This window comes from Pseudoalteromonas shioyasakiensis (genome assembly GCF_001550135.1).
Classification (GTDB): domain Bacteria; phylum Pseudomonadota; class Gammaproteobacteria; order Enterobacterales; family Alteromonadaceae; genus Pseudoalteromonas; species Pseudoalteromonas shioyasakiensis.
Window position 1 is genome coordinate 1 of sequence record NZ_LRUE01000015.1, and the last position, 20,321, is coordinate 20,321.

14 protein-coding genes are annotated in these 20,321 nt (G+C 42.8%); 4 read left to right on the forward strand and 10 right to left on the reverse strand.

Annotated elements, in window-relative coordinates:
• Positions 1-777: 777 nt before the first annotated feature.
• The 4 genes from PASHI_RS09265 to PASHI_RS09280 form a co-directional block, all read right to left on the reverse strand.
• A complete protein-coding gene (locus PASHI_RS09265; RefSeq protein WP_062564744.1) occupies positions 778-3,321 on the reverse strand; it encodes a TonB-dependent receptor plug domain-containing protein in 2,544 nt (847 codons plus the stop codon).
• A gap of 316 nt (positions 3,322-3,637) precedes the next feature.
• Positions 3,638-4,288 carry a UPF0149 family protein gene (locus tag PASHI_RS09270; protein WP_062564745.1) on the reverse strand — a complete coding sequence of 217 codons (651 nt, stop codon included), beginning with the start codon at positions 4,286-4,288 and terminating at the stop codon, positions 3,638-3,640.
• Between the two features lie 82 nt (positions 4,289-4,370).
• Positions 4,371-4,646: a sensor histidine kinase gene (locus PASHI_RS09275; protein ID WP_082710865.1), complete on the reverse strand. Its 276-nt coding sequence runs from the start codon at positions 4,644-4,646 to the stop codon at positions 4,371-4,373.
• Between the two features lie 30 nt (positions 4,647-4,676).
• Positions 4,677-5,345: a sensor histidine kinase gene (locus PASHI_RS09280; RefSeq protein WP_062564747.1), complete on the reverse strand. Its 669-nt coding sequence runs from the start codon at positions 5,343-5,345 to the stop codon at positions 4,677-4,679.
• An 80-nt stretch (positions 5,346-5,425) separates the two neighbouring features.
• Between PASHI_RS09280 and nosR the strand changes: the two genes are divergently transcribed.
• Together nosR and hemH are read left to right on the forward strand one after the other, a co-directional pair.
• Complete coding sequence (nosR, locus tag PASHI_RS09285) at positions 5,426-6,733, forward strand: response regulator c-di-GMP phosphodiesterase, NosR family (RefSeq protein ID WP_062564748.1); 1,308 nt, start codon at positions 5,426-5,428, stop codon at positions 6,731-6,733.
• Positions 6,734-6,811: 78 nt separating this feature from the next.
• Positions 6,812-7,834: a ferrochelatase gene (hemH, locus tag PASHI_RS09290; protein ID WP_062564749.1), complete on the forward strand. Its 1,023-nt coding sequence runs from the start codon at positions 6,812-6,814 to the stop codon at positions 7,832-7,834.
• Positions 7,835-7,894: 60 nt separating this feature from the next.
• On the opposite strand, the gene PASHI_RS09295 is transcribed toward hemH, so the two are convergent.
• Positions 7,895-9,043, reverse strand: a complete 1,149-nt coding sequence (locus tag PASHI_RS09295; protein WP_062564750.1) for a benzoate/H(+) symporter BenE family transporter — start codon at positions 9,041-9,043, stop codon at positions 7,895-7,897.
• Positions 9,044-9,185: 142 nt separating this feature from the next.
• The gene (locus PASHI_RS09300) at positions 9,186-10,133 is read right to left on the reverse strand and encodes an ATP-grasp domain-containing protein (RefSeq protein ID WP_062564751.1); all 948 of its coding nucleotides are present in this window, start codon (positions 10,131-10,133) and stop codon (positions 9,186-9,188) included.
• Positions 10,134-10,328: 195 nt separating this feature from the next.
• Here PASHI_RS09300 and PASHI_RS09305 point away from each other — a divergent pair, with 195 nt between their 5' ends.
• Positions 10,329-10,865, forward strand: coding sequence for a hypothetical protein (locus PASHI_RS09305; protein ID WP_055199089.1), 537 nt, complete (start codon positions 10,329-10,331; stop codon positions 10,863-10,865).
• 1,042 nt (positions 10,866-11,907) lie between these two features.
• Here the strand turns inward: PASHI_RS09305 and PASHI_RS09310 are convergent.
• The 4 genes from PASHI_RS09310 to PASHI_RS09325 are packed head-to-tail and all read right to left on the reverse strand — an operon-like array spanning position 11,908 to position 18,627.
• A complete protein-coding gene (locus tag PASHI_RS09310; RefSeq protein WP_062565378.1) occupies positions 11,908-13,101 on the reverse strand; it encodes an alkaline phosphatase family protein in 1,194 nt (397 codons plus the stop codon).
• A gap of 12 nt (positions 13,102-13,113) precedes the next feature.
• Positions 13,114-14,871, reverse strand: a complete 1,758-nt coding sequence (locus tag PASHI_RS09315) for a hypothetical protein (protein WP_062565379.1) — start codon at positions 14,869-14,871, stop codon at positions 13,114-13,116.
• Positions 14,872-14,888: 17 nt separating this feature from the next.
• Positions 14,889-17,204 carry a PEGA domain-containing protein gene (locus PASHI_RS09320; protein WP_062565380.1) on the reverse strand — a complete coding sequence of 772 codons (2,316 nt, stop codon included), beginning with the start codon at positions 17,202-17,204 and terminating at the stop codon, positions 14,889-14,891.
• A gap of 10 nt (positions 17,205-17,214) precedes the next feature.
• Entirely contained in the window at positions 17,215-18,627 is a 1,413-nt protein-coding gene (locus PASHI_RS09325; RefSeq protein WP_062565381.1) for a glycerophosphodiester phosphodiesterase, read from the reverse strand.
• A gap of 218 nt (positions 18,628-18,845) precedes the next feature.
• On the opposite strand from PASHI_RS09325, the gene dgt reads away from it, so the two are divergent.
• A complete protein-coding gene (gene dgt, locus PASHI_RS09330; protein WP_062565382.1) occupies positions 18,846-20,303 on the forward strand; it encodes a dGTPase in 1,458 nt (485 codons plus the stop codon).
• Positions 20,304-20,321: the final 18 nt, after the last annotated feature.

Consider the following 20,321-nt stretch of genomic DNA (forward strand, 5'->3'; position numbering starts at 1 on the left):
GCGTGAAATTTATTTCGCGCGCCATGCAAGCATAACGCCTACGTAGCAGCGGCTTTATTCCGCGCCATTGGTGAGGGATGTGAATTATGAGATGAGATGTTCGAGGTGTTAGGAGCTAGGAGCTAGGTGCGAGATGCGTGGTGAGAGATACGAGATACGAGAGTAAACGCGATATAAATCTGATGCGTTCGTAGGAATGGCTTCAGCCATGAGCTCTCAAACACCACACCTATGTAAAACGATTAGACGTAGGCGTGAAATTTATTTCGCGCGCCATGCAAGCATAACGCCTACGTAGCAGCGGCTTTATGCCGCGACATTGGTGATGGATGCGAATTGCGAGTTGCGAGTTGCGAGAGTAAACGCGATATAAATCTGATGCGTTCGTAGGAATGGCTTCAGCCATGAGCTCTCAAACACCACTCAAATGTAAAACTAGTAGACGTAGGCGTGAAATTTATTTCGCGCGCCATGCAAGCATAACGCCTACATGGCTAGGTTCGAGAGAAACGCGATATAAAATCGCTGCTACAGACTCGTGTCTCGCATCTCATGTCTCGTATCTCGCACCTCGAAACTCGCTAACTTTCCCCTTTACTCTCGCTAACTTTCCTCTTTACTCTCGCTAACTTTCCCCTTTACTCTCGCTAACTTTCCCCTTGCAACTTTCTAATTAAAGACAGCTGTCATTAATTAGAGTGAAAAATGTCGAATACTACAATTAAGCAAAAAAATAGCGCCGTTAGGCGCTATTTAAGTTTCATATCAACTTAGGAATTAAAAACTAAAACTTAATTTTGCGTAGTAGGTCATACCATCAAAGCCATAAGGTAGTGCTCGAACAGGGTATTTAAAAGCTTTATTCGTAATAAAATCAAGCGCTTCATCTTCACCTAGCTCGTCTGGCGTTACATCAAAGATATTATCAATACCCGCCGATAGCATGAGTTCGTCTGTTAGCTGATAGCCCACGTTAACATCCACTAATACCGCTGATTCTACCGTGCTTGTGTCTTTAAACTCACCGGTAGGTGATAACTCATCAGGTAAACCAATGTGGTCATTACCAAAGTATTTAACGTCTGTTTCACCATAGTAGTTAAAGCGTAGCATGCTGTTGAAATCGCCACGATCGTATTCAAACGTTAGCGTTGCACGCTCACCAGGTTGACCGTCTGTTAAGAAACTACGTTGTAAATCATCAAGGGCGATTGACTCAGGAATCCCCTCAGGTGCATTTACATCATCAATTTCAGTTTCGTTAATGTTACCCGCAAAGGTTGCTGAGAAATTACCGTCATACAAATCGGTGCGGTACGAAGCAATAATATCAACCCCTTTGGTGGTTGAATCAACTGAGTTTGAGAAGTAGTTAGCTTGCTGTGCTCCTGTTGCATTAAGCGCGGCCACGGCCTCGGCACTAAATGAAACATCGTCCGCCGACATTAAGCTGCCAAGGGTAATTCTGTCTTTAATAGCAACATGGTAAAAATCAACGGTTAGCGATAAATCGCTAGTTACGTTGTAAACAAAACCTGCACTTAAGTTTTCTGAGCTTTCAAGGCCAAGGCTATCAACGCCAAGTGCTGATGGGAAATCAGAGCCCGCTGTTGCTGTGAATGATTGCAATAACACGCCACCAGCACCTAAGTTGGTGGTGTAGGCTGTATAGGCACTTTGTTGCAGTGATGGTGCTCTAAAGCCAGAAGAAATCGCACCACGCACGGCAAAGTCATCGGTAATTTCATAGCGCGTTGCTAGCTTACCAATGATGTCATCACCTGCATCAGAGAAGTCTTCATAACGAAGCGCTGTACTTACTTGCCATGCGTCCGTGATCAGCGTTTCGGCATTTACATAAAATGCATAGCTGTGACGGCTCTCTTTGTTTGACGCTTCAGGGCGTAAACCGTTATAAGCTTGGAAACCACACTCAGCGAATACGCTGCTGTCGTTTACCGCAGGGTATGAGGTATCTGAATTAGCTAAACCACATGCATAAGAGGCTTCTTCGCCCGGCACGATTTCATAATTTTCTTTACGGTACTCAGCACCCACAGATACGTATAATGGCTCGCTGCGACCAATATCTACAATACCATTAAGGTCTGCATTAACGGTTGTTTGATCAAATCTAAAGCCACCTGAGTATCCGCCTGAAGGGCCCGCATTAGCAGCAATATCAGCATCACTTGCATCTGGGTTATTCGCCACATATTCAGCAGCATACGACGCATTTAGAGTATTTTTTGAAGTGAAATCATAGCTATTCTCACCATATACGGCAGATACGTCATAGCTCCAATCTGGATTTAGCTCTCCGCGCAAACCAAGTGAAAACGAAATATCTTCGGCTTCGTTATCGATACGAGGTAAAAAGCCATCGCCATATACTTGCACAACGTTCTTCGCTGCTTGGTCAAAGTTACGGTAAAAACCATTACCTAGGGCAGTACGGTTTGAGTATCCGCCAAATGAGTAAAGCTCGGTCTCACCAAATGGTAATGCCATGTTATAAAACACAGAGGTAAATTCGCTATCAGCATTCCCCTGTCCCCAACGAACTTCGTCAGACAGCGTACCGGCTGGTACATCAACTGAGCCTCCAGTATCACGTTCAGCTCGGTTGGTGCCATCAGCATCACGGTATTCTAAAGAAAAGTTAATGAAGCCGCCTTCATCACCTAAATCAAAGCCACGGTTTAAACCCATTGAAATAGTGTCACCATCGCCTTCACCCGTGCTACCCGCTTGCACATAGCCCGTTGTAACACCCGTTGAATCGTTTAACGATAAGTTGATAACACCGGCTATCGCATCAGAACCATATTGCGCAGCAGCACCATCACGAAGTACTTCAACGCCTTTTAACGCAGTAAGCGGAATCGCATTCATATCGGTACCCGCAGCACCGGCACCTACAGTACCATTTAAACCAAAAATAGATTGGTTATGGCGGCGTTTACCATTTATAAGCACTAACGTTTGGTCTGGCTGTAAACCACGAAGAGTCGCAGGTCTAAATAAGTCAGAGCCATCTGACACTTGCGTACGAGAAAAGTTAAATGAAGGAGCCGTCGCTTGCAGACTTTGGCCCAGTTCAGTGAAACCACCTTTGTTTAAGTCGTCAGCATCAATCAAATCAACCGGCGATGTTGATTCGGTAGCCGTACGATTGGCAACTCGTGAGCCTAATACAGAGATTTGTTCGATGTTTTTATCTGCTTTCGCAGCAGATGCTTGCTCTGCTGCCTGCACTGAAGTCGCAGAAACAGCCACACTAACCGCAACGGCCAGCATACTTAAAGAATGTGTTGTCATGTGTATCCTGTTGATATTCAGGCTTTCCTTAAAACAAAAAGACGCCCCTTTTGGAGAAATTAAGAAAAGCACTAAGCACGTGTTGTTGATTTTAGAAATCACGATTTTTGAAAGTTAACTCAAGCCTGCGAGTTAACTCTTGCAAAACATCCTATCAACAAATACACAAAATGAAAGAAAAATCAGGTACGACTTAGGTATAAATTTTTCCATTTGTAGTATTAATGGAATTTTTACGGTTGGAATTATTCGTTTTTCAGTAGAAACAAGCAAAATAATGCAACTATCAGCTTATCTCTACTGAGGAGGAAAATGTTTACTGATCTTGCTCAAGCATCGCCAGCTTTTCATCTTCAAGCATTAACGCCATAGTGGCAATCTCAGATAAGCTCTCGTCTAGCGCATTAAAGAAGGTGACAAACCCTTCGCCTAGTTTTTCTGGTTCAGGATGATTTGCCAGCGCCTGATCCCACATTGCAAAAGTAGTAAGTAAATCGAGTGTTGCTTCAAAATTATCAATAAACAACTGGCCATCTTCGCTTTCGTTTTCTTGCTGCGAATCAGCCTTGAGTAAAAATTGTAAATCGCTGTGCCAAATATCTTGGTTCACAATGTACGCTGCAATATACCCGCTACAAAAGTCTTGTAGTGCTTGGCTTGGTTCATTGCTGTTAACTTCATTTGGGTATAATTCGGCTAAGATTTTCTTTTGTTCAACTTGTGCTTCGGTTACGTTGTCGAGCAGTTCAATCATTGCATCGCGCGGCTCTGAATCTGTCATTAAGGTGTTGAATACCGCTTCATCATTATCGGCAATATAATTTGCTAACTCTGACTCACCAAAAAACTCTGAGCAGGCTAACAAACCAGACATATAGCCAATCACTTGATCCAAGCTGACTTGATTAGTTTCTCTTTGACTAGCGAGGTAATTTTTAAATACATCCGAACTTTGTTGGTTAAGCATATTGAGCCTTTACATGTTGTTTTGGTAAGGGTGTATTCCTACCCTAGCGAATTCACAAATTTTTGCAACAACTGAAATACTGTCAGCTAGTTACAGTCTTCCTGACCTGACTTTGTACCGGGAACACGCAGCTAATTCGTGTGCCCATTCCTTCTGTACTTTGAATATCAATACATCCTTGATGTTCATGCACTATGGCATATACCATGGTCATCCCCATGCCGGTGCCTTCACCAACAGGTTTAGTGGTGTAAAAGGGATCGTATATTTTCGCAATGGTTTCTTCTGACATACCGGCGCCATTATCTTCAACATCGATATAAATATGCTGCTCAAGTTCATACACAGCAACGGATATTTCAGCTTTTGCGCTTAAATTATCACAAGCTTATTTGGCATTAATTAAGATATTAACAATCACTTGGCTTATGGCGGGTAAGTTACACCAACTTTGTGATATCGGGCTGTATTGGGTATGCAAATGGCAATTACGAAGTTGATTAGCAAGTAGTTTAACGGCACTTTTTACCGCCTCCGTCATATCGGCAAATTGCTTGTCGTGACTTTTAGGCCGCGAAAAATCCAGTAAATTAGCCACAATTTTACTGATCCTTTGCAAGCCTTGTGAGGTGTCGCTTATTAGTTCAGGTAAATCATCAGCCATAAAGCGAAACGAATGTACTTTATTAAGCTCTGTTAACTGCTTACAAAACGTGGCTTTATCAGTATCGTTGCAGGCAAATTCATCACATACAGCAAGTAACTCGCTAAAGTAATTACAGTAATTTTTTAAACAATCAACATTACTAATGCTATAGGCAAGAGGGTTATTTATTTCATGGGCAACCCCAGCACAAAGAGTGCCTAAAGTGGCCATTTTTTCGGCTTGAATGAACATAGCTTGATGATGCTCTAAGTCAGCAATTTTTTGCTCAAGCTCACTGTTTAATGCGACTAGAATACGGCTTTTGTCTGCGAGCAATTGTTCAGCTTCTTCTCTGGCCGCTTTTTCTAACAAATAGGCTTGCTTAAAGTCATCCATATTCATCTCAAACATTGTTTGTCTCTTTTAAAACCTAGCACAAGGCTTGATTTAAGGCTATGTTATTGATTAACGATGACTCATAGTAAAACGGTATGGCAGAACAAGTTAGCAAACAACATATTCAGGTTTTATGCATAGATGATGACGAAATCGTGCTGCGCACATTGTTACGCTTATTAGCAGCAAGCAACATCACTGCAAAAGCCAGCTCAGATCCACTTGAAGGACTAAAAGTTTTGGCCACTTATAGCTTCGATGTGATCATTTGCGACATGCGTATGCCAAACATGGACGGCGCCGACTTCTTTGCACAAGCACTTAATATAGACCCAGAACCACACCGAATTTTGCTAACCGGTTACTCAGATATCGACAACACCATTGCCGCTGTCAATAAAGGTAAAATTCATGCCTATATCCAAAAGCCATGGCAAAACGAATTACTGCTACGAAACATTAGTGATGGCATAGAAAAAACCTCATTAAAGCGCCAAAACAAGCAGTTAGAGCAAAAAATAAAAGCGCAAAACAGCCAGTTAAAAGAGCTAAACAACAACCTTGAGCAAATGGTAGAAAAGCGTACGTTACAAATTCGAAAAGTGCTCAAACAACTCGAAGAAGTCAACGAGCGTGAAAAACACGAGCACCGTACCACCTTCGAAATCTTATATAACTTTATAAACGCTAACCCCTACCTAGATGGTAACCAAGCGCAAAATATAGCCACAACTTGTAAGCAACTAGCACAAAGCCTTGGCTTAGAAAAACAGCGAATTGAAAGAGCAGAAATAACAGGTTATCTTGCACAAATTGGCTTGCTCGCTATGGAGCCTGAGCTTTATAAAAAGCCAACCAGAGAACTAACCGAAAACCAAAAAAAAATCTTTTACACCCATCCAAGTACCGCGCAGTTAATGCTCATGCCTGCTACCCATTTACATGATGTCTCGGAGGCTATTTATTACCAATTCGAACATTACAATGGGACAGGCCAACCTAAAGGCTTAAAAGGAAAAGAAATTCCGATAAAAGCTATGATATTAGCGGTAGCAAGAGATTTTTGGCTAGCAGTTGAACAATTCAAGAGCGCAGACGAAAGTGACTTTGAAAGAGCACGTGATCAACTACAGCTATATAGCGGAACCTATTATCACCCTAAAATTCTAGAAGCCCTTAACAACATAGAAATTAAGTGTGCCAGCGATCAAAAAGTCGGCACCATGAAAATTATCTCGGCTCAAGATCTTAAAAACGGCATGGTACTTGGGCACGCACTAAGAAGCTACGACGGTATTTTGTTATTACCTAAAGGGCATGTGTTTGGTGCAAAATCAATTGCAAAGCTGCAGCAGCTTGAAGCAAGAAAACCGAATCCTTTCAGGATCATGATCAAAAATTAGCGAATAAAGTGATCACATAATCAGCTTACTTCGTTACAATGTGATTTATATTACGATTACTTCATATAGGAGCACTCAGTGTCGCGATTTTCCGCCATTACCGATAAGCCTCATGACGGCCGATTCAACAAAAAAACGGGCATTTTACTGACCAACTTAGGGAGCCCAGACGCCCCTACTACCGCGGCACTTAGAACTTATTTACGCGAGTTTTTATCGGACCCTCGAATTGTCGAGATCCCACGCTTTATTTGGATGTTCATCCTTTATTGCTTTGTACTTACGTTACGCCCAAAACGCTCAGCAGCACTTTATAAAAGCATCTGGACTGAAAACGGCTCACCGCTCACGCATATTACCCGAGAGCAAAGCAAAAAATTGGCAGCCCTTTTAAAAAACAAAGGACACCACGACACTGAAGTGGTCATGGCCATGCGCTACGGAAACCCTTCAATTGAAGCGGGCCTTGAAGAGCTGCGCGAAAAAGGCATCACTCGCGTGATCGTACTGCCAATGTACCCGCAATATTCAAGCACTACTATTGGCTCAACGTTTGATGCTGTATCGAATGTTCTTCGTAAGTGGCGCTGGGTGCCTGAGCTACACTTTATTAATGGCTATCACGACAACCCAACATACATTGATGCCCTAGCCGCTAGCATTAGCGAAGATCTTAATGCCCATGGCACGCCCCAAAAATTGGTGTTTTCGTACCACGGTACACCTAAACTGTTTTTAGAAAACGGCGACCCTTACTATTGCTTTTGTATGCAAACCACCCGTTTAGTAGCAGAGAAACTTGGCTTTGAGAAAGACTTTGCTGTAACAACTTTCCAAAGCCGTTTTGGTAAAGCTGAATGGTTGAAGCCATACACAGACGCAACCCTTGAAAGCTACCCTGCTGAAGGGATTAAAGATGTTGCAATTCTAAGCCCTGCATTTAGTGCTGACTGTTTAGAAACGTTAGAAGAACTCGAAGGCGAAAACCGCGAAAACTTTGAACACGCAGGCGGTGAAAAGTACCGCTACATTCCTGCATTGAATACCCGCGATGACCATATCAATGCGATGTTTGAAGTGATAAAACCATTACTTAAATAACAAAAGGCCCTAGTTATTATATACAGTAACTAGGGCCTTTTTTAATATTTAAGCGTGTCATTAATCCTTACGTGTCATAACCAAAGTTACCGTGCCAGCAACAATCCCCCAAAACGCAGAACCAACAGAGAACAAAGTTAGGTTTGAAGCTGTAACTAAAAAGGTCACGATCGCAGCTTCGGTATAATACGCCTCTGTTAAGGCTTGCTGTAAGCTGCTCGCAATGGTGGCGAAGAGTGCAATGCCTGCCAACGCCAAAATTAATGCCTGTGGCAAACTTGCTACCAAACCGACCAAGGTTGCCGCAAGGAGCGCCATAATAATGTAAAAAACACCACCAGCAATGCTTGCCCAATAACGTTTGCTTGGGTCTTTATCGGCCTCAGGGCTCATACAAATGGCAGCCGTTATAGCCGCCAGGTTAATGGCATAACCACCAAATGGTGCAATAAATACATTTAAAAGCCCGGTTACATTTAACGCTGCCGATACAGGAGCTTTGTAATGATGTGCTTTTAAAACAGCAATACCCGGTAAGTTTTGCGACGTCATGGTGACAATAAACAGCGGCAAACCAACACTTATCATGGCGTTTAAGTCAAACTCAGGCGCAATGTAAGCAAACTCGCTCATTTTCCACTGCCAGCTAGAGGTATCAATCTGCCCAGTCACACCAGCCATTAAAAAGCCCGCAACAACCACTGCAAGCATAGCAAAGCGAGGAAAATAGCGCTTTCCACATAAATAAACAGCCACCATTAAACCAATGACTAAAGGTAGCTCACTCATAAAGTTGAACACATCAATACCAAAATTCACCAGCACGCCTGCAAGCATGGCACAAGCCAATTGGCTTGGGATCTTGTTCATCATTTTTTCGAACACGCCGGTAATACCAGACAAAAACACCAGCGCCGCCGAGAACATAAACGCGCCAACAGCTTGGTTTAAGCTATAACCTTGGGCACTTGAAATAAGGAGTGCCGCTCCGGTTGTTGACCACGCGATAAGAATGGGCACTTTGTAGTAATAAGACAACGCAATCGAGCTGACGCCCATCGCAAGACCAAGCATTAACACCCAGCTGGCAACTAAATCAGGTGTGCCACCTAACACCATAACAACCTGATAAATAAGCGCGATTGAACTGGTAAAGCCAATAATAACGGCCACTAATCCAGCGGTTGCTCGACTGATGAGCTGACTCATGTACACACACTCCTTGGCAATTAAAAATCTACCATATCCTATGATTTGCCAGATGGCACTGTACACTTTTGTAGTATTTTAAGATTTATTTACTATACAGATGACACAAAAAAGGCGTGTTATAACCACGCCTTTTGAAAGTTTAAACGGCCTCTAAACAAGGCTCTTCGACAACTTTTGGCTTATCAAAAATACCTAAACGAATGCGAATGAAGTGCAAAATCTCTTTGGCTACATCAATACCCAACGCACCTTCTAAGCCTTCAAAACCAGGGCTTGAGTTTGCTTCACAAATTTTAAAGTGCTGCTCATCAAACAATAAATCAATGCCAGCCACATCAAGGTTAAGTACGTTCGCAGTTTGGGTTGCAAGCCATTCGATTTCTGGCGTAATAGGAAATGACTTACCTGTACCACCAGCACTGACATTCGCTTTAAAATTTTTACCCTGTGAGTTACGTTCCATACACGCAACAGCACGGCCACCGATAGTAAGTACTCGCAAATCACGACCATGACTCGACTTAACAAACTGCTGTAAAATGATGTTTGCTTGTGGGTTTGCCGCTTCAATCAGCTGCATTAAGTCATCAAACTCTTCTTTTGATTTTGATAAGAACACGCCACTGCCCTGCGAGCCCGATAACGTTTTAATAACCACAGGAAAGCCAATTTGCTTTTCAACCAAATCAATATTCACCGGAAACTTAACCAACATGGTATTCGGCGTAGGTAAATTACATTCAGCAAGAATTTGCTGTGCAAACAGTTTGTCTTTCACTGTTTCGATTGATTGCGAGCTATTGACACAATAAACACCTAAACGCTCAAGATGGCGGATAATCGCCAGCGCAAAATAGGTTGTACTTGCACCCATACGAGGAATAACAAAGTCCGGTAATTCAACAGATTGACCATCAATTAAGATACTTTTACCGTCTTCACGAGTAATAGTTAGATCAAATTGATCTGGCGAGTAAACTTGTAAATCTATGCCCTCTTCTTTGGCTGCAGCAAGTAAACGTTCAACTTCATAGGTTTCTTGCTTTAACAAGCCTTGGCTATCTTTATAAATGATCCACCCGCGCATGGTAGGTACCTCTAGTCTTGGAGTTTCGGTGACAAAAAAACGCGGATTATGCTCAGCATTCAGAGCCGAGTAAAACAAATTAATTTTATCGACACGATAATAAAAACCACTACTTAGTGATTAACTATTGACCGAGTTGTTAACTTGAGGTAAAAACTAACAATGAGTTAACATAAAAACCCGTAAGAGAAACATGTGAACAGGACGCTTGCATTAATCTTCATTCTGCCACTTACAGCATTTGCACTGAATGAATGGCACATTCAAAGTGATGGTTTTAAAACAAAACCCAGCACACAGCAGTTTGTTGCCTCTTACAAAGCAGAAGCCGACCAAATAGCCCCACAGCCCATTGTGAACTTAACTGCGCCGCTTAATCAGCTATCTAATCACGCGCACGATTACCTATACAAACAAGGCCGTTTGCCTGACCAATTAGCAAACACCGCATTCAGCGAATTTGATTTAGACACCCTAAAAACCCTACAACCTGGCGATCACTTTATTTTAGTCATCGACGAATACCTCAGTTACACCGTCGAAATTAGTAACATCATCGAAGCCAGCAATGGCGATAGAAGTGTATTTGGCAAGGTCAATGATCATGCTAAAGCAGGCCATCAAGCCGTGATGACCCTCACAGAAAACACCCTACAAGGCCAATTTGATGCCGGTAATCAAAGCTACAAGTTTCAAAGCCATGGTGAATACGGGTGGGTAACGAAGTTGTAGGTAACGAGGTACGAGTTGTTAGCTACGAGTTGCTAGTTTCAAGGGGAAAGGGGAAAGGGGAAAGTTAGCGAGTTTCGAGATACGAGGAACGAGATACGAGATGCGAGATACGAGGAACGAGTTTCGAGTCTGTAGCAGCGATTTTACATCGCGTCCTAGAGTCTGAATCCTAGCACCTAATGTTTCCCCGTAGGCGTGAAACTTGTTTCACGCGTCTGAAGGCTGAAGGCTGACCGCTCTCATTTATGTTTGATTCGGCACTAAAGTACCTCCTACAAGAGCTCCTAAAAGGTTAAAATCGCTGAGAAGAACACACGACCTAATCAACCCCACTGATCGACTGACATCTAATATCTGACCTCTAACGACTAAAAGCCAGCGATTTTACATCGCGTCCTAGAGCCTAGTACCTAGCGCCCAACTCCTAGAACCGAATGTCTTAATTCGTAGGCGTGAAACTTGTTTCACGCGTCTGAAAGCTGAAGTCTGAAGGCTGACCGCTCTCATTTATGTTTGATTCGGCACTAAAGTACCTCCTACAAGAGCTCCTAAAAGGTTAAAATCGCTGAGAAGAACACTCGACCTAACCAACCCCACTGATCGACTGACATCTAATATCTGACCTTTAACGACTAAAAGCCAGCGATTTTACATCGCGTCCTAGAGTCTGAATCCTAGCACCTAATGTTTCCCCGTAGGCGTGAAACTTGTTTCACGCGTCTGAAGGCTGAAGGCTGACCGCTCTCATTTATGTTTGATTCGGCACTAAAGTACCTCCTACAAGAGCTCCTAAAAGGTTAAAATCGCTGAGAAGAACACACGACCTAATCAACCCCACTGATCGACTGACATCTAATATCTGACCTCTAACGACTAAAAGCCAGCGATTTTACATCGCGCCCTAACGCCTAGAGCCCAAAACCTAGAGCCCAAAACCTAGAGCCTAGCGCCTAATACCCAGCTCCTAGCGCCTAGTCCCTTTCCAACTTTACTCTTTCCCCTAGAAACTTTCCCCTAGAGCCTTTCCCCCGCTAACTCACACCTACTCCTCAATCGCGGGCCACAAACTTTCACCGTCGCTGTCGATTGGGCTTAAAATCTCAAGGCCTAGAATTTTGGCGATCAGCGGGTACACATCTAAATTACTTACTTCGTCTAAACGAAGGCCTTGTTTAAAGGCGGGGCCGGTGGCGATAAAGGTTGCGGCCATATCTTCGCTATAAGCGTAACCATGAGTGCCTAAATAACCGGCCATTTTACTGTCGGTAAACACCCGAGGCGCGTCGGTTTGTAAAATAATATCGCCAACGCGCGGGCCTTTATCATAGTGATAATCACGCTTTTGCTGCTCACTTAACACGATATAACGACCATCTGCAGCTTTAGCGAGCTTTTTAGTGAATCCGCTGATGTCTGCTTTGCTATCTGGTTTTGCATAATATAAAACCCGAGGGCCGGTGTTTTGCACAATGAAGTTTTGGTCTTGCGGCAAGCTATCAATTTTAATACTAAGGCTTGGTTCTACAGACGCCATACCGTGATCAGACACAATCACTAAGTTAATGTTTTCATCAAGCGCTTTTAAACGGCTCGATAAATCAGCCATTAAACCATCAAGCTTTTGCACTGCGTCATAAGTTTCTTTAGCATCAGGGCCAAACTCGTGCCCCATGCTATCGACCAACGAAAAATAACTTATCACTAAACGTGGGCGCTGTGCTTTTGGCAAGCTCAACCACTGAATAATTTGATCAACACGCTTTTGGTAATCGCTATGTTTCGAATAATGATAAAAGTAATCAGGCAGCATGCCGTTAAAGCGCGCATCTGATTCAGGCCAAAAATAGGTGGCGGCTTTTAAGCCTTGCATTTGTGCAAGGTTCCAAAGCGGAATGCCATTTACCCAAGTGCTATCGTCTTTCCCTTTACCCATTTTGTAGCAGTCGTTACGCTCAGTATCACAAAAGCGGTTCTCGACAATGCCATGATTAACAGGCAATAAGCCGGTTATAATCGACAAATGATTCGGAAAGGTTTTGGTCGGGTAAACAGGGCGCATTTTGTTTGCTCTCACGCCCTGTTCACTGATTGCTTTTAAGTGCTTTGCATGGTGTTTTTCAATGTAATCCCAGCGAAATCCATCTATCGAAATAAGTACCACAGATTGCTCTTGGTCCGCTTTTACAAGAGAGCTGAACGCTAATAAACCCGCTAAAACTAATTGCCAAATACGCATGCGAAACCCTTTTTAGTTCAATTTGTTAATTTGCTCAGAAACTTTACCAAACTGTTTTGAAAATTTTGTGATCATGCTTTCGAGCTTTTTCACACTACGCTTTAAACGTGAGCCGTTTATTTGGCTATAAATAAAGCCCCAAACGCCTGTAACCACACTTAACACAATAAACACAGCAACGGGTAGGCCATCTAAGTGTTCAACCACTTGCGGGTTATTATTGAGTAAATCAATGCCAGCATCTGGTACAAGTGTATTAACTAGTGGGTAAAAATCTTGGGCATCAAAGTACCACGCTAGCCCTACTGACGTAAGACCAAGCAATACCATACGGTTAAAGCCATGTACCATGCCAAAATTTCTGACAGAAGAGTTGTTGTACTTAATGTCTTTACTCACATTAACCGCATACTCACGGTAATACTCAGAGTAACGCTTAGTATCAACACTGCTGTAGGCGTAATACACCCAATCACCAATATCAACAGAGCCCAGTAAATCTTCACCCGCTTTAAAAATAAATGGCTCACCCGATGCGGTTTCGAGCATGATTTCACCTTTTAAAGTGGTGCTACGATTACGATAAACCTCAACGCGCTCTTTTACATCGCTACCAACATACATGCCACCTCGATAGGTGGTTGTGGTTTCTGTGGTGGTCACGGTTTGGCGGGTTTCATTGGCATGTGCGCTTTGCTCTTTTTCTAATACTTTGCCAAGCACTGCACGGTGATGAATAGTGCCTTTTTCGTTACGTGCCCAAACATTTTTATGCACATAATCGTTTTCATAAGCAAGGCTATACTCATCCATAATGGCATGCTCAAGCTGGGCAATACTGGTTGGTTTTGTTATGCTTGGCTCTAACGCTTTTTGAATGCTAATGGCTTGCTCATCATCTTTTGCAAGTGACTGTTCTTTTTCAGCAATCGCTTCAACGTGTTGCTTAGCGCCACAGCAATAACAATGTGCAGCATCTTGGCTAATACGCTGCTGGCACGAAATACAAATAACATCTGACTTACTTGGCGTTCTTGCCAGCATGTTATAACCCAATTGATTTAGGGTGGTCGATAGCATCACATCTGTTGCCGCTAAAATCGCATCATACTTTGCTTCTTGTTTGGCTTTGGCTTTTTTATGGTAGTTGTGCTCTGCCATAAACACCCCAATTGCCACAGGCAACGACGCAAGTAGCGCAGGCAAAAACTCAAGCTTTGCAGCAAACAACATGATTAAGAATGTAATAACACTTAGCACCAGCCACAATATCGTTCCGCCAGTGTAGTTTCGGCTAATGGTTTTGTCCCAGCTGCGATATTGTTGATCGGCAAAATGCACAATCACAACTGGCATAAAGCGGTCATTTTTAACTACCCGCCTAGCATTGCCATCAGCAATTCGATAATTAAGCGTTAACGGTGTTTCCTGAAAAGCAGTGATCACATTGCCCTTTTGTAGGTTAGCAATTACATCTTTTTCTGCATCAACACTAAACTCATGAATAATGCCGTCTTTGTCTTCTACTTCTAGCCACCAATAACCATATAGCATGTTGTCTTTATTGGTTTTATAGCGGCGCTTATAGTAATACATTGATTTCACAACGCCTGTGATCGTACTCGCTTGTGGCGCATAGTTTTTTACATCAACCAGCAAGTCAGGGCTGAGTTCTTCAACCGTGTGCATTTGTCTTTTTTGCTCAAGAGCTTCTCCACAATCACAACAGTGAAGATCGGTGGCATACACCGTATTTTGGCAATGTTGCATTTTCATTCCTTGCTTAATTAATTGCTTAAATCAATGGTTAATGTTTGTTCGCCAGCATCTACTTGGTGCCAACGTCGATACGTTTTATACCCAGGCGCCGACACTTGAATATCATAAGCGCCAGTTTTTAATGTCATGCCGGGGCGATATTTAGGGCCGATATTCATAATGCGAATAGTGGCGTTCGCCGGGTTTGTAGTAATGGTAAGTTTAGTTTTTTGCTCAACCAGATATTGTCTACGCTGTTGCTGCTCAGCACTTAAACTGGCATCGCCGTGGCGCAAAATATCAACCTTGGCTAAAGCATGGCTGAGCGGGCTAAAGCTCTCGTAAATATGCAGTTTTTCTTCAAACTTTAAACCAAGCGGATGCAGCAGAGGCTGCGCATGCAAAGTCCAACGAATCGCATAGCTAAACACCGGATTGCTCGACTCATCGACCTTGTCTAAAAAGTAGTTAACAGGGCTTTGATCGTCTTCGGTAAAGGTGTTATGCACAAACATTACTGGCACTATCAAAATCAGCGCAGGCATAATCAGCTTTTGCAAAACAGATACAGCAGTGGTTGGTTGCTTTTCTTGCTTAGGTTTAATCAATTGCCACAGTTTTAACGGCAGCTTGCTAAAGGTTAAGCAAATCAAAAACAGTGACAACGACATCGAGATAGGCGGAATAATCACCGAACGCAATGCTTGTTTACCGTACTCGGCATACTCGCCACCATCAGCAAATTTACCTTCGGAGCTATTGAGCATGGCAAGGTATTTGTCGGTGCGCTTTGCAATGTTTGGATCAAGCACCTTGTCTTTAAAGTTCTTTTTATTCCAATCGGCGCGAATGTTTTTTACGTATAAGTCACCCATTCTATCTGCAATTTTTGCTTGAATTTGTGGGTGTAGCTGAAACGCAACCCAGCTTAAGTTTGGCTTTAAACTCATGCCGCGTTTGCGCATTTCGCTTTGCCATTGTGCATTAGCTTCACTTGTAACCTTATTGGCTACAGCATTAGCAAATGCTTGGCGTTGATTCACATTCCAGTTGCTTTCAAGCTGTAACCCTTTGCTGGCAAAATGTGCTCTAAGCTTCTTTTGTGTTGTTTCGTGAGCACGAAACGCCATTAAGTTTTCGATTGTAAATGGGTAGCCCGTTTCACTCACAAACATCTTATGAAAGTTCGGGTGCTGTAAAAAACGCAGCTGGTAATGATCTGGGTCATCGGTGTATTTGTATCGCTTGTCTTTAAAGCCGCCATCACCACCGGTTGCTAAACTAGCAGCCTGTAGTGCGGTATAAACACCACCAGTAAGCACCCCCATTAAAATCGTGCCTGCAGCATTTTCAGCAACCGAAACATCTTCTTCAATAAGCCAGTAATCAGGCTCAATGTAGCCAATACCGGCTTTTAAAATATTGCTTCGGTAGTCTGCTGCTTCGCGTTCATAACAACGATTTCGGCGGTCTTTTTCGCTGCTTTTGTCATAACGCTCGCGGCATTTTGCAATGCTGTGGTGGTAATCATAAATCTTCGGGCCATACTTTTGTGCACGTGCTGACGCTTTTGCAATATGGGCTTTTTGCGCTTGCTGGTATTTGCTCCAACCACTATTGATCTCTTGCTCAACTTGCTGCCAATAACCTTGCTCGCGCTCACCGATACTTGCCAAAGTGCTGTTGTACTTTTTACTGCCATCAGCATAGGCTTTGTATTTAACCACCAGCTCATCATATAACTGGCTGTAGTTTTTATAATGTTTATCAAAATCTTGATACGCTTTTTTCTGTACAAAGGCAGCAATAATCTTTCGCTTATCTTGCTCTAAGTTGTCTGAAAGGGCGGCATCGCTATACAGTAAGCCACCAAACAGCGCCAAAAAGGTCAGGTTTTCTGAGCTATGTAATTGCTCAGGGTTGTAATCAAGGTCGTTCACTTTAATCGAGTTAATCGCCAGCGCGTCTCTAAGTGCTGCACTGTAGGTAGCAAACTGGCGCTGCTCTGCAGTTGAAGGCTCAATTAAGGTTTTTTCAATGGCATATTTTTGGCCAAAAAACACCACCGGCCAAACTAAGCACAATAAAGCGATAAACGAGATAATGCCACGGCCTACTTTGGCAACCATAGCTTTTGGTAAAAAGTCAGCTAACAGCAGTGCAACACCCACCCCAGAGACAGCTCGGCCATAAATTTCAAGGTGTTCAAGATCTTCTGCCGAAGGGGTACCTAAACCGACTAAAGAGACTAACTGGGCATTAAAAATTGCCTCGGGTAATAAATATAAAGTAGCTAAAACAAGTAGCAAACAGCGCCACCAAAACGGCTTTATTAAATCAGTCATAATTTTATTCTTATTGTTTTTTACGCAGTTCTAGTTCAACAGCAGGATCTGTTTCTAGGCTAAAATCTTCATCGGCTTGGCGAGTCCCAATTTCTAAATTAGGTGCTGAAGGAGTCGATGTTACTTTTGGAATATAAGTTTTTTCTTGAGTTGATTTGAGCGTGCCGCCCACCGCAGGGTAAAGCTGATTCCCTTTATAAGCATACAGCTCATCAAGGCGCTCTAAATCAAGGTCAGCAGGCATGCTGGCAATCAACTTAGCGCCTGCTTCATCGCTAAAATACGGCTGCATTTTTGGTAATTCAAACACAGAACAAAAGCCATAAACGGTATCGTCCATAATTACAGAGTCAGGGCGAAGAGAACGCGACTGCGCTAATAGGCTACGCTCATGATAGTCGTGGCCGTTAATAGAATAAGTGGCAATCATAATACCGCGCGCTTTAGCAACCGGCTTTAAGCGTGCTGCACTTTGCTTGTAATGACGAATATCAAGTACATAACCAAAGTTACGTTTTAGCTGTTTTGCTAATTTATCGAGCTTAACTGGGCTGTCGTAACGTTTTTCACGATGATAGCGATTACCAAGTGCTTGTAAGCTCTCAAGCTCTTCTTTGTTGCGCTCGTAAATTGGGTCGCTACCAGCGCCGCGTTTTAGGTCACTTGCTAACTTATTCATTGAGGCTTTTGCCGGCGACTGAATAAATGCCAAGTAAATATCTGGGTTAATATCGCGCATACGAGTCAGGTTGCGCATTTCTAAACTGCTAAAAAAGTAGTTACCACCGCCAACAAACTCATACGCTAAATAATCAAGCATTTTTAAATCGTTAACTGAGGCATTTGATTTTATCTCAATATTCAATTTTTGATGAGGCTTACGATAGCGCGCAAATGTGGCAGCAAGCTCTCTAAATGAAGGTGGCATATCATCAGTAAGTAACCCGGTATCTTGGTTACGATGACGTAAATAGCCCCACTCTTTTTTATAGCTCATCGACTCAATTTTGCGGCGCTTATTGTCAACTGTGCCTGTTTCGCGACCTGTACGGGCATCATGATGCACAACCCACACATCGTCACGGGTAATTCGCACATCAATCTCAACAACGTCAAAATTGTTGTCGATGGCATCAATTACCGCGTTAAGCGAGTTTTCTGCATAACGAATTGAGCCACGGTGGCTCTGCAAATTAAAGTTACTGCATTGCCTAGCAGAGGCGTAGTTGATATTACCAAGTTGGCTTTCATAAAACCCTCGTGCATATAGTGCACCCTGCTTGGCCTTGATGGCATTTTTTTCGGCCACCGTTAAGGTGCTTTCAGCGCTTGGCTCTGGGGTGCTCTTACAAGCCGTTAAACCAATACAACACAGAAGAATACTGGCTAGTAGCCATGGTTTTTGAGACAAAGTTTGCATCATTGCTATACAGCCAAAAGGCTTTCCTTTCTAATACAAGATAATGAAGAAGTGCGTAAAACTGAATAATATATGAATAAAGGCCACGATTTAAAGTAATAACTTTAATAAAAATGAATATTTTAATTTAAGATACAAGCTGTTAGATTTAATTTAATAAATGGCAAAATGTTGCTAACAAAACGCAAAAGCCCGATTTTACCGCTTTGTGGGAATATAAAATGATCGATTTTGGTAAAAAAATAACGCCTGCGCGCGAAATGCGCTCTACCAATAATTTACACACTGCGCTTGAAAGTGATCGGGGCCGCATTATTAACAGTGCTGCAATTCGCCGTTTGCAACAAAAAACCCAAGTTTTTCCACTCGAACGTAATGCTGCAGTGCGCTCAAGGCTTACCCACTCGCTTGAAGTACAACAAGTGGGCCGGTTTATTGTGCAAACCATTTTTAATAAGCTTAGTGATGCAAAACAAAAAGAATATGGCCTTGCTGGGCTTGAGCGCCCGCTAGAAAGCCTAGTAGAAATGGCGTGCCTAATGCACGACATAGGCAACCCACCGTTTGGTCACTTTGGCGAAGCAGCCATCAACCAATGGTTTGATAAACACTTAGACGCACTGACTCCTGAGCGCTGTAAAGGCATTGGTATTAGTGTGATCTTTAAACACCTAGCCCAAGACATAAGAAGTTTTGAAGGGAATGCCCAAGGTATTCGCATAATTCATTCATTACTTTCTCTAAACTTAACCTACAGCCAAAGTGCCGGAATTTTAAAATATACACGCCCGGCCAGCATGGCGAAAATAGACAGCCCGCAAGATAAAAACTACTTGATGAAAAAAGTGGGTTACTACTTCAGCGAAAAGCCGTTTATTGAAGCGCTGCAAACTGAACTCGAAATTGAGCAATACTGCCGTCATCCTGCTAGCTACATTATGGAGGCTGCTGACGATATATCGTATTGTTTGGCCGATATTGAAGATGCGGTAGAAAAAGGCATTATTAGTGTTGAGTCGCTTTGCGAAAAACTAAAAGAGCAATACACCCGCACACTCACAAACCTAACCATAGACGATACCAAACACAGCGACTTTGCCGAAAAAGCCATTGATTATGCGTTAAGTAAAGCGCAAGAGCAGCCGTACAATTTTAACAGCGAATTTTTTATCTACCTGCGCGTGACCTTGCTACACCCATTAGTAAGCTACGCAGCAGAGCGGTTTATTAATAATATTGAAGCCATTTACCACGGTGATTTTAATCAGGCTTTATTAGAAGATCGCAGTCACTTGCACGCCGTCACGCTCACCTTAAAACAAGTGGCATTAAAGCATGTATTTTGCCACAAAGAAGTAGAGCGATTAGAGCTACAGGGTTACCGTATAATTAGCGGTTTACTTGACTGCTATAAACCTTTACTAGCCCTTGATGCTGATGCTTTTAAACGCGTGTTAAAAGGCGACCAAAACTATTTAATTGAAACTCGTCTGGTTAAAAAACTATCTAATAAACATTTAAATAGCTACCAAAAAGCCATTGATGCCCTAAAAGCAGAACCGGATCATTTTGCCGCTTACGAGTTCTATTATCGCTGCCGCTTAATTCAAGATTACATAAGCGGAATGACTGACCAATTTGCTTACGACGAATACCGTGCGCTCATGGTAATTGATTAACCACTACGAATACGCTTA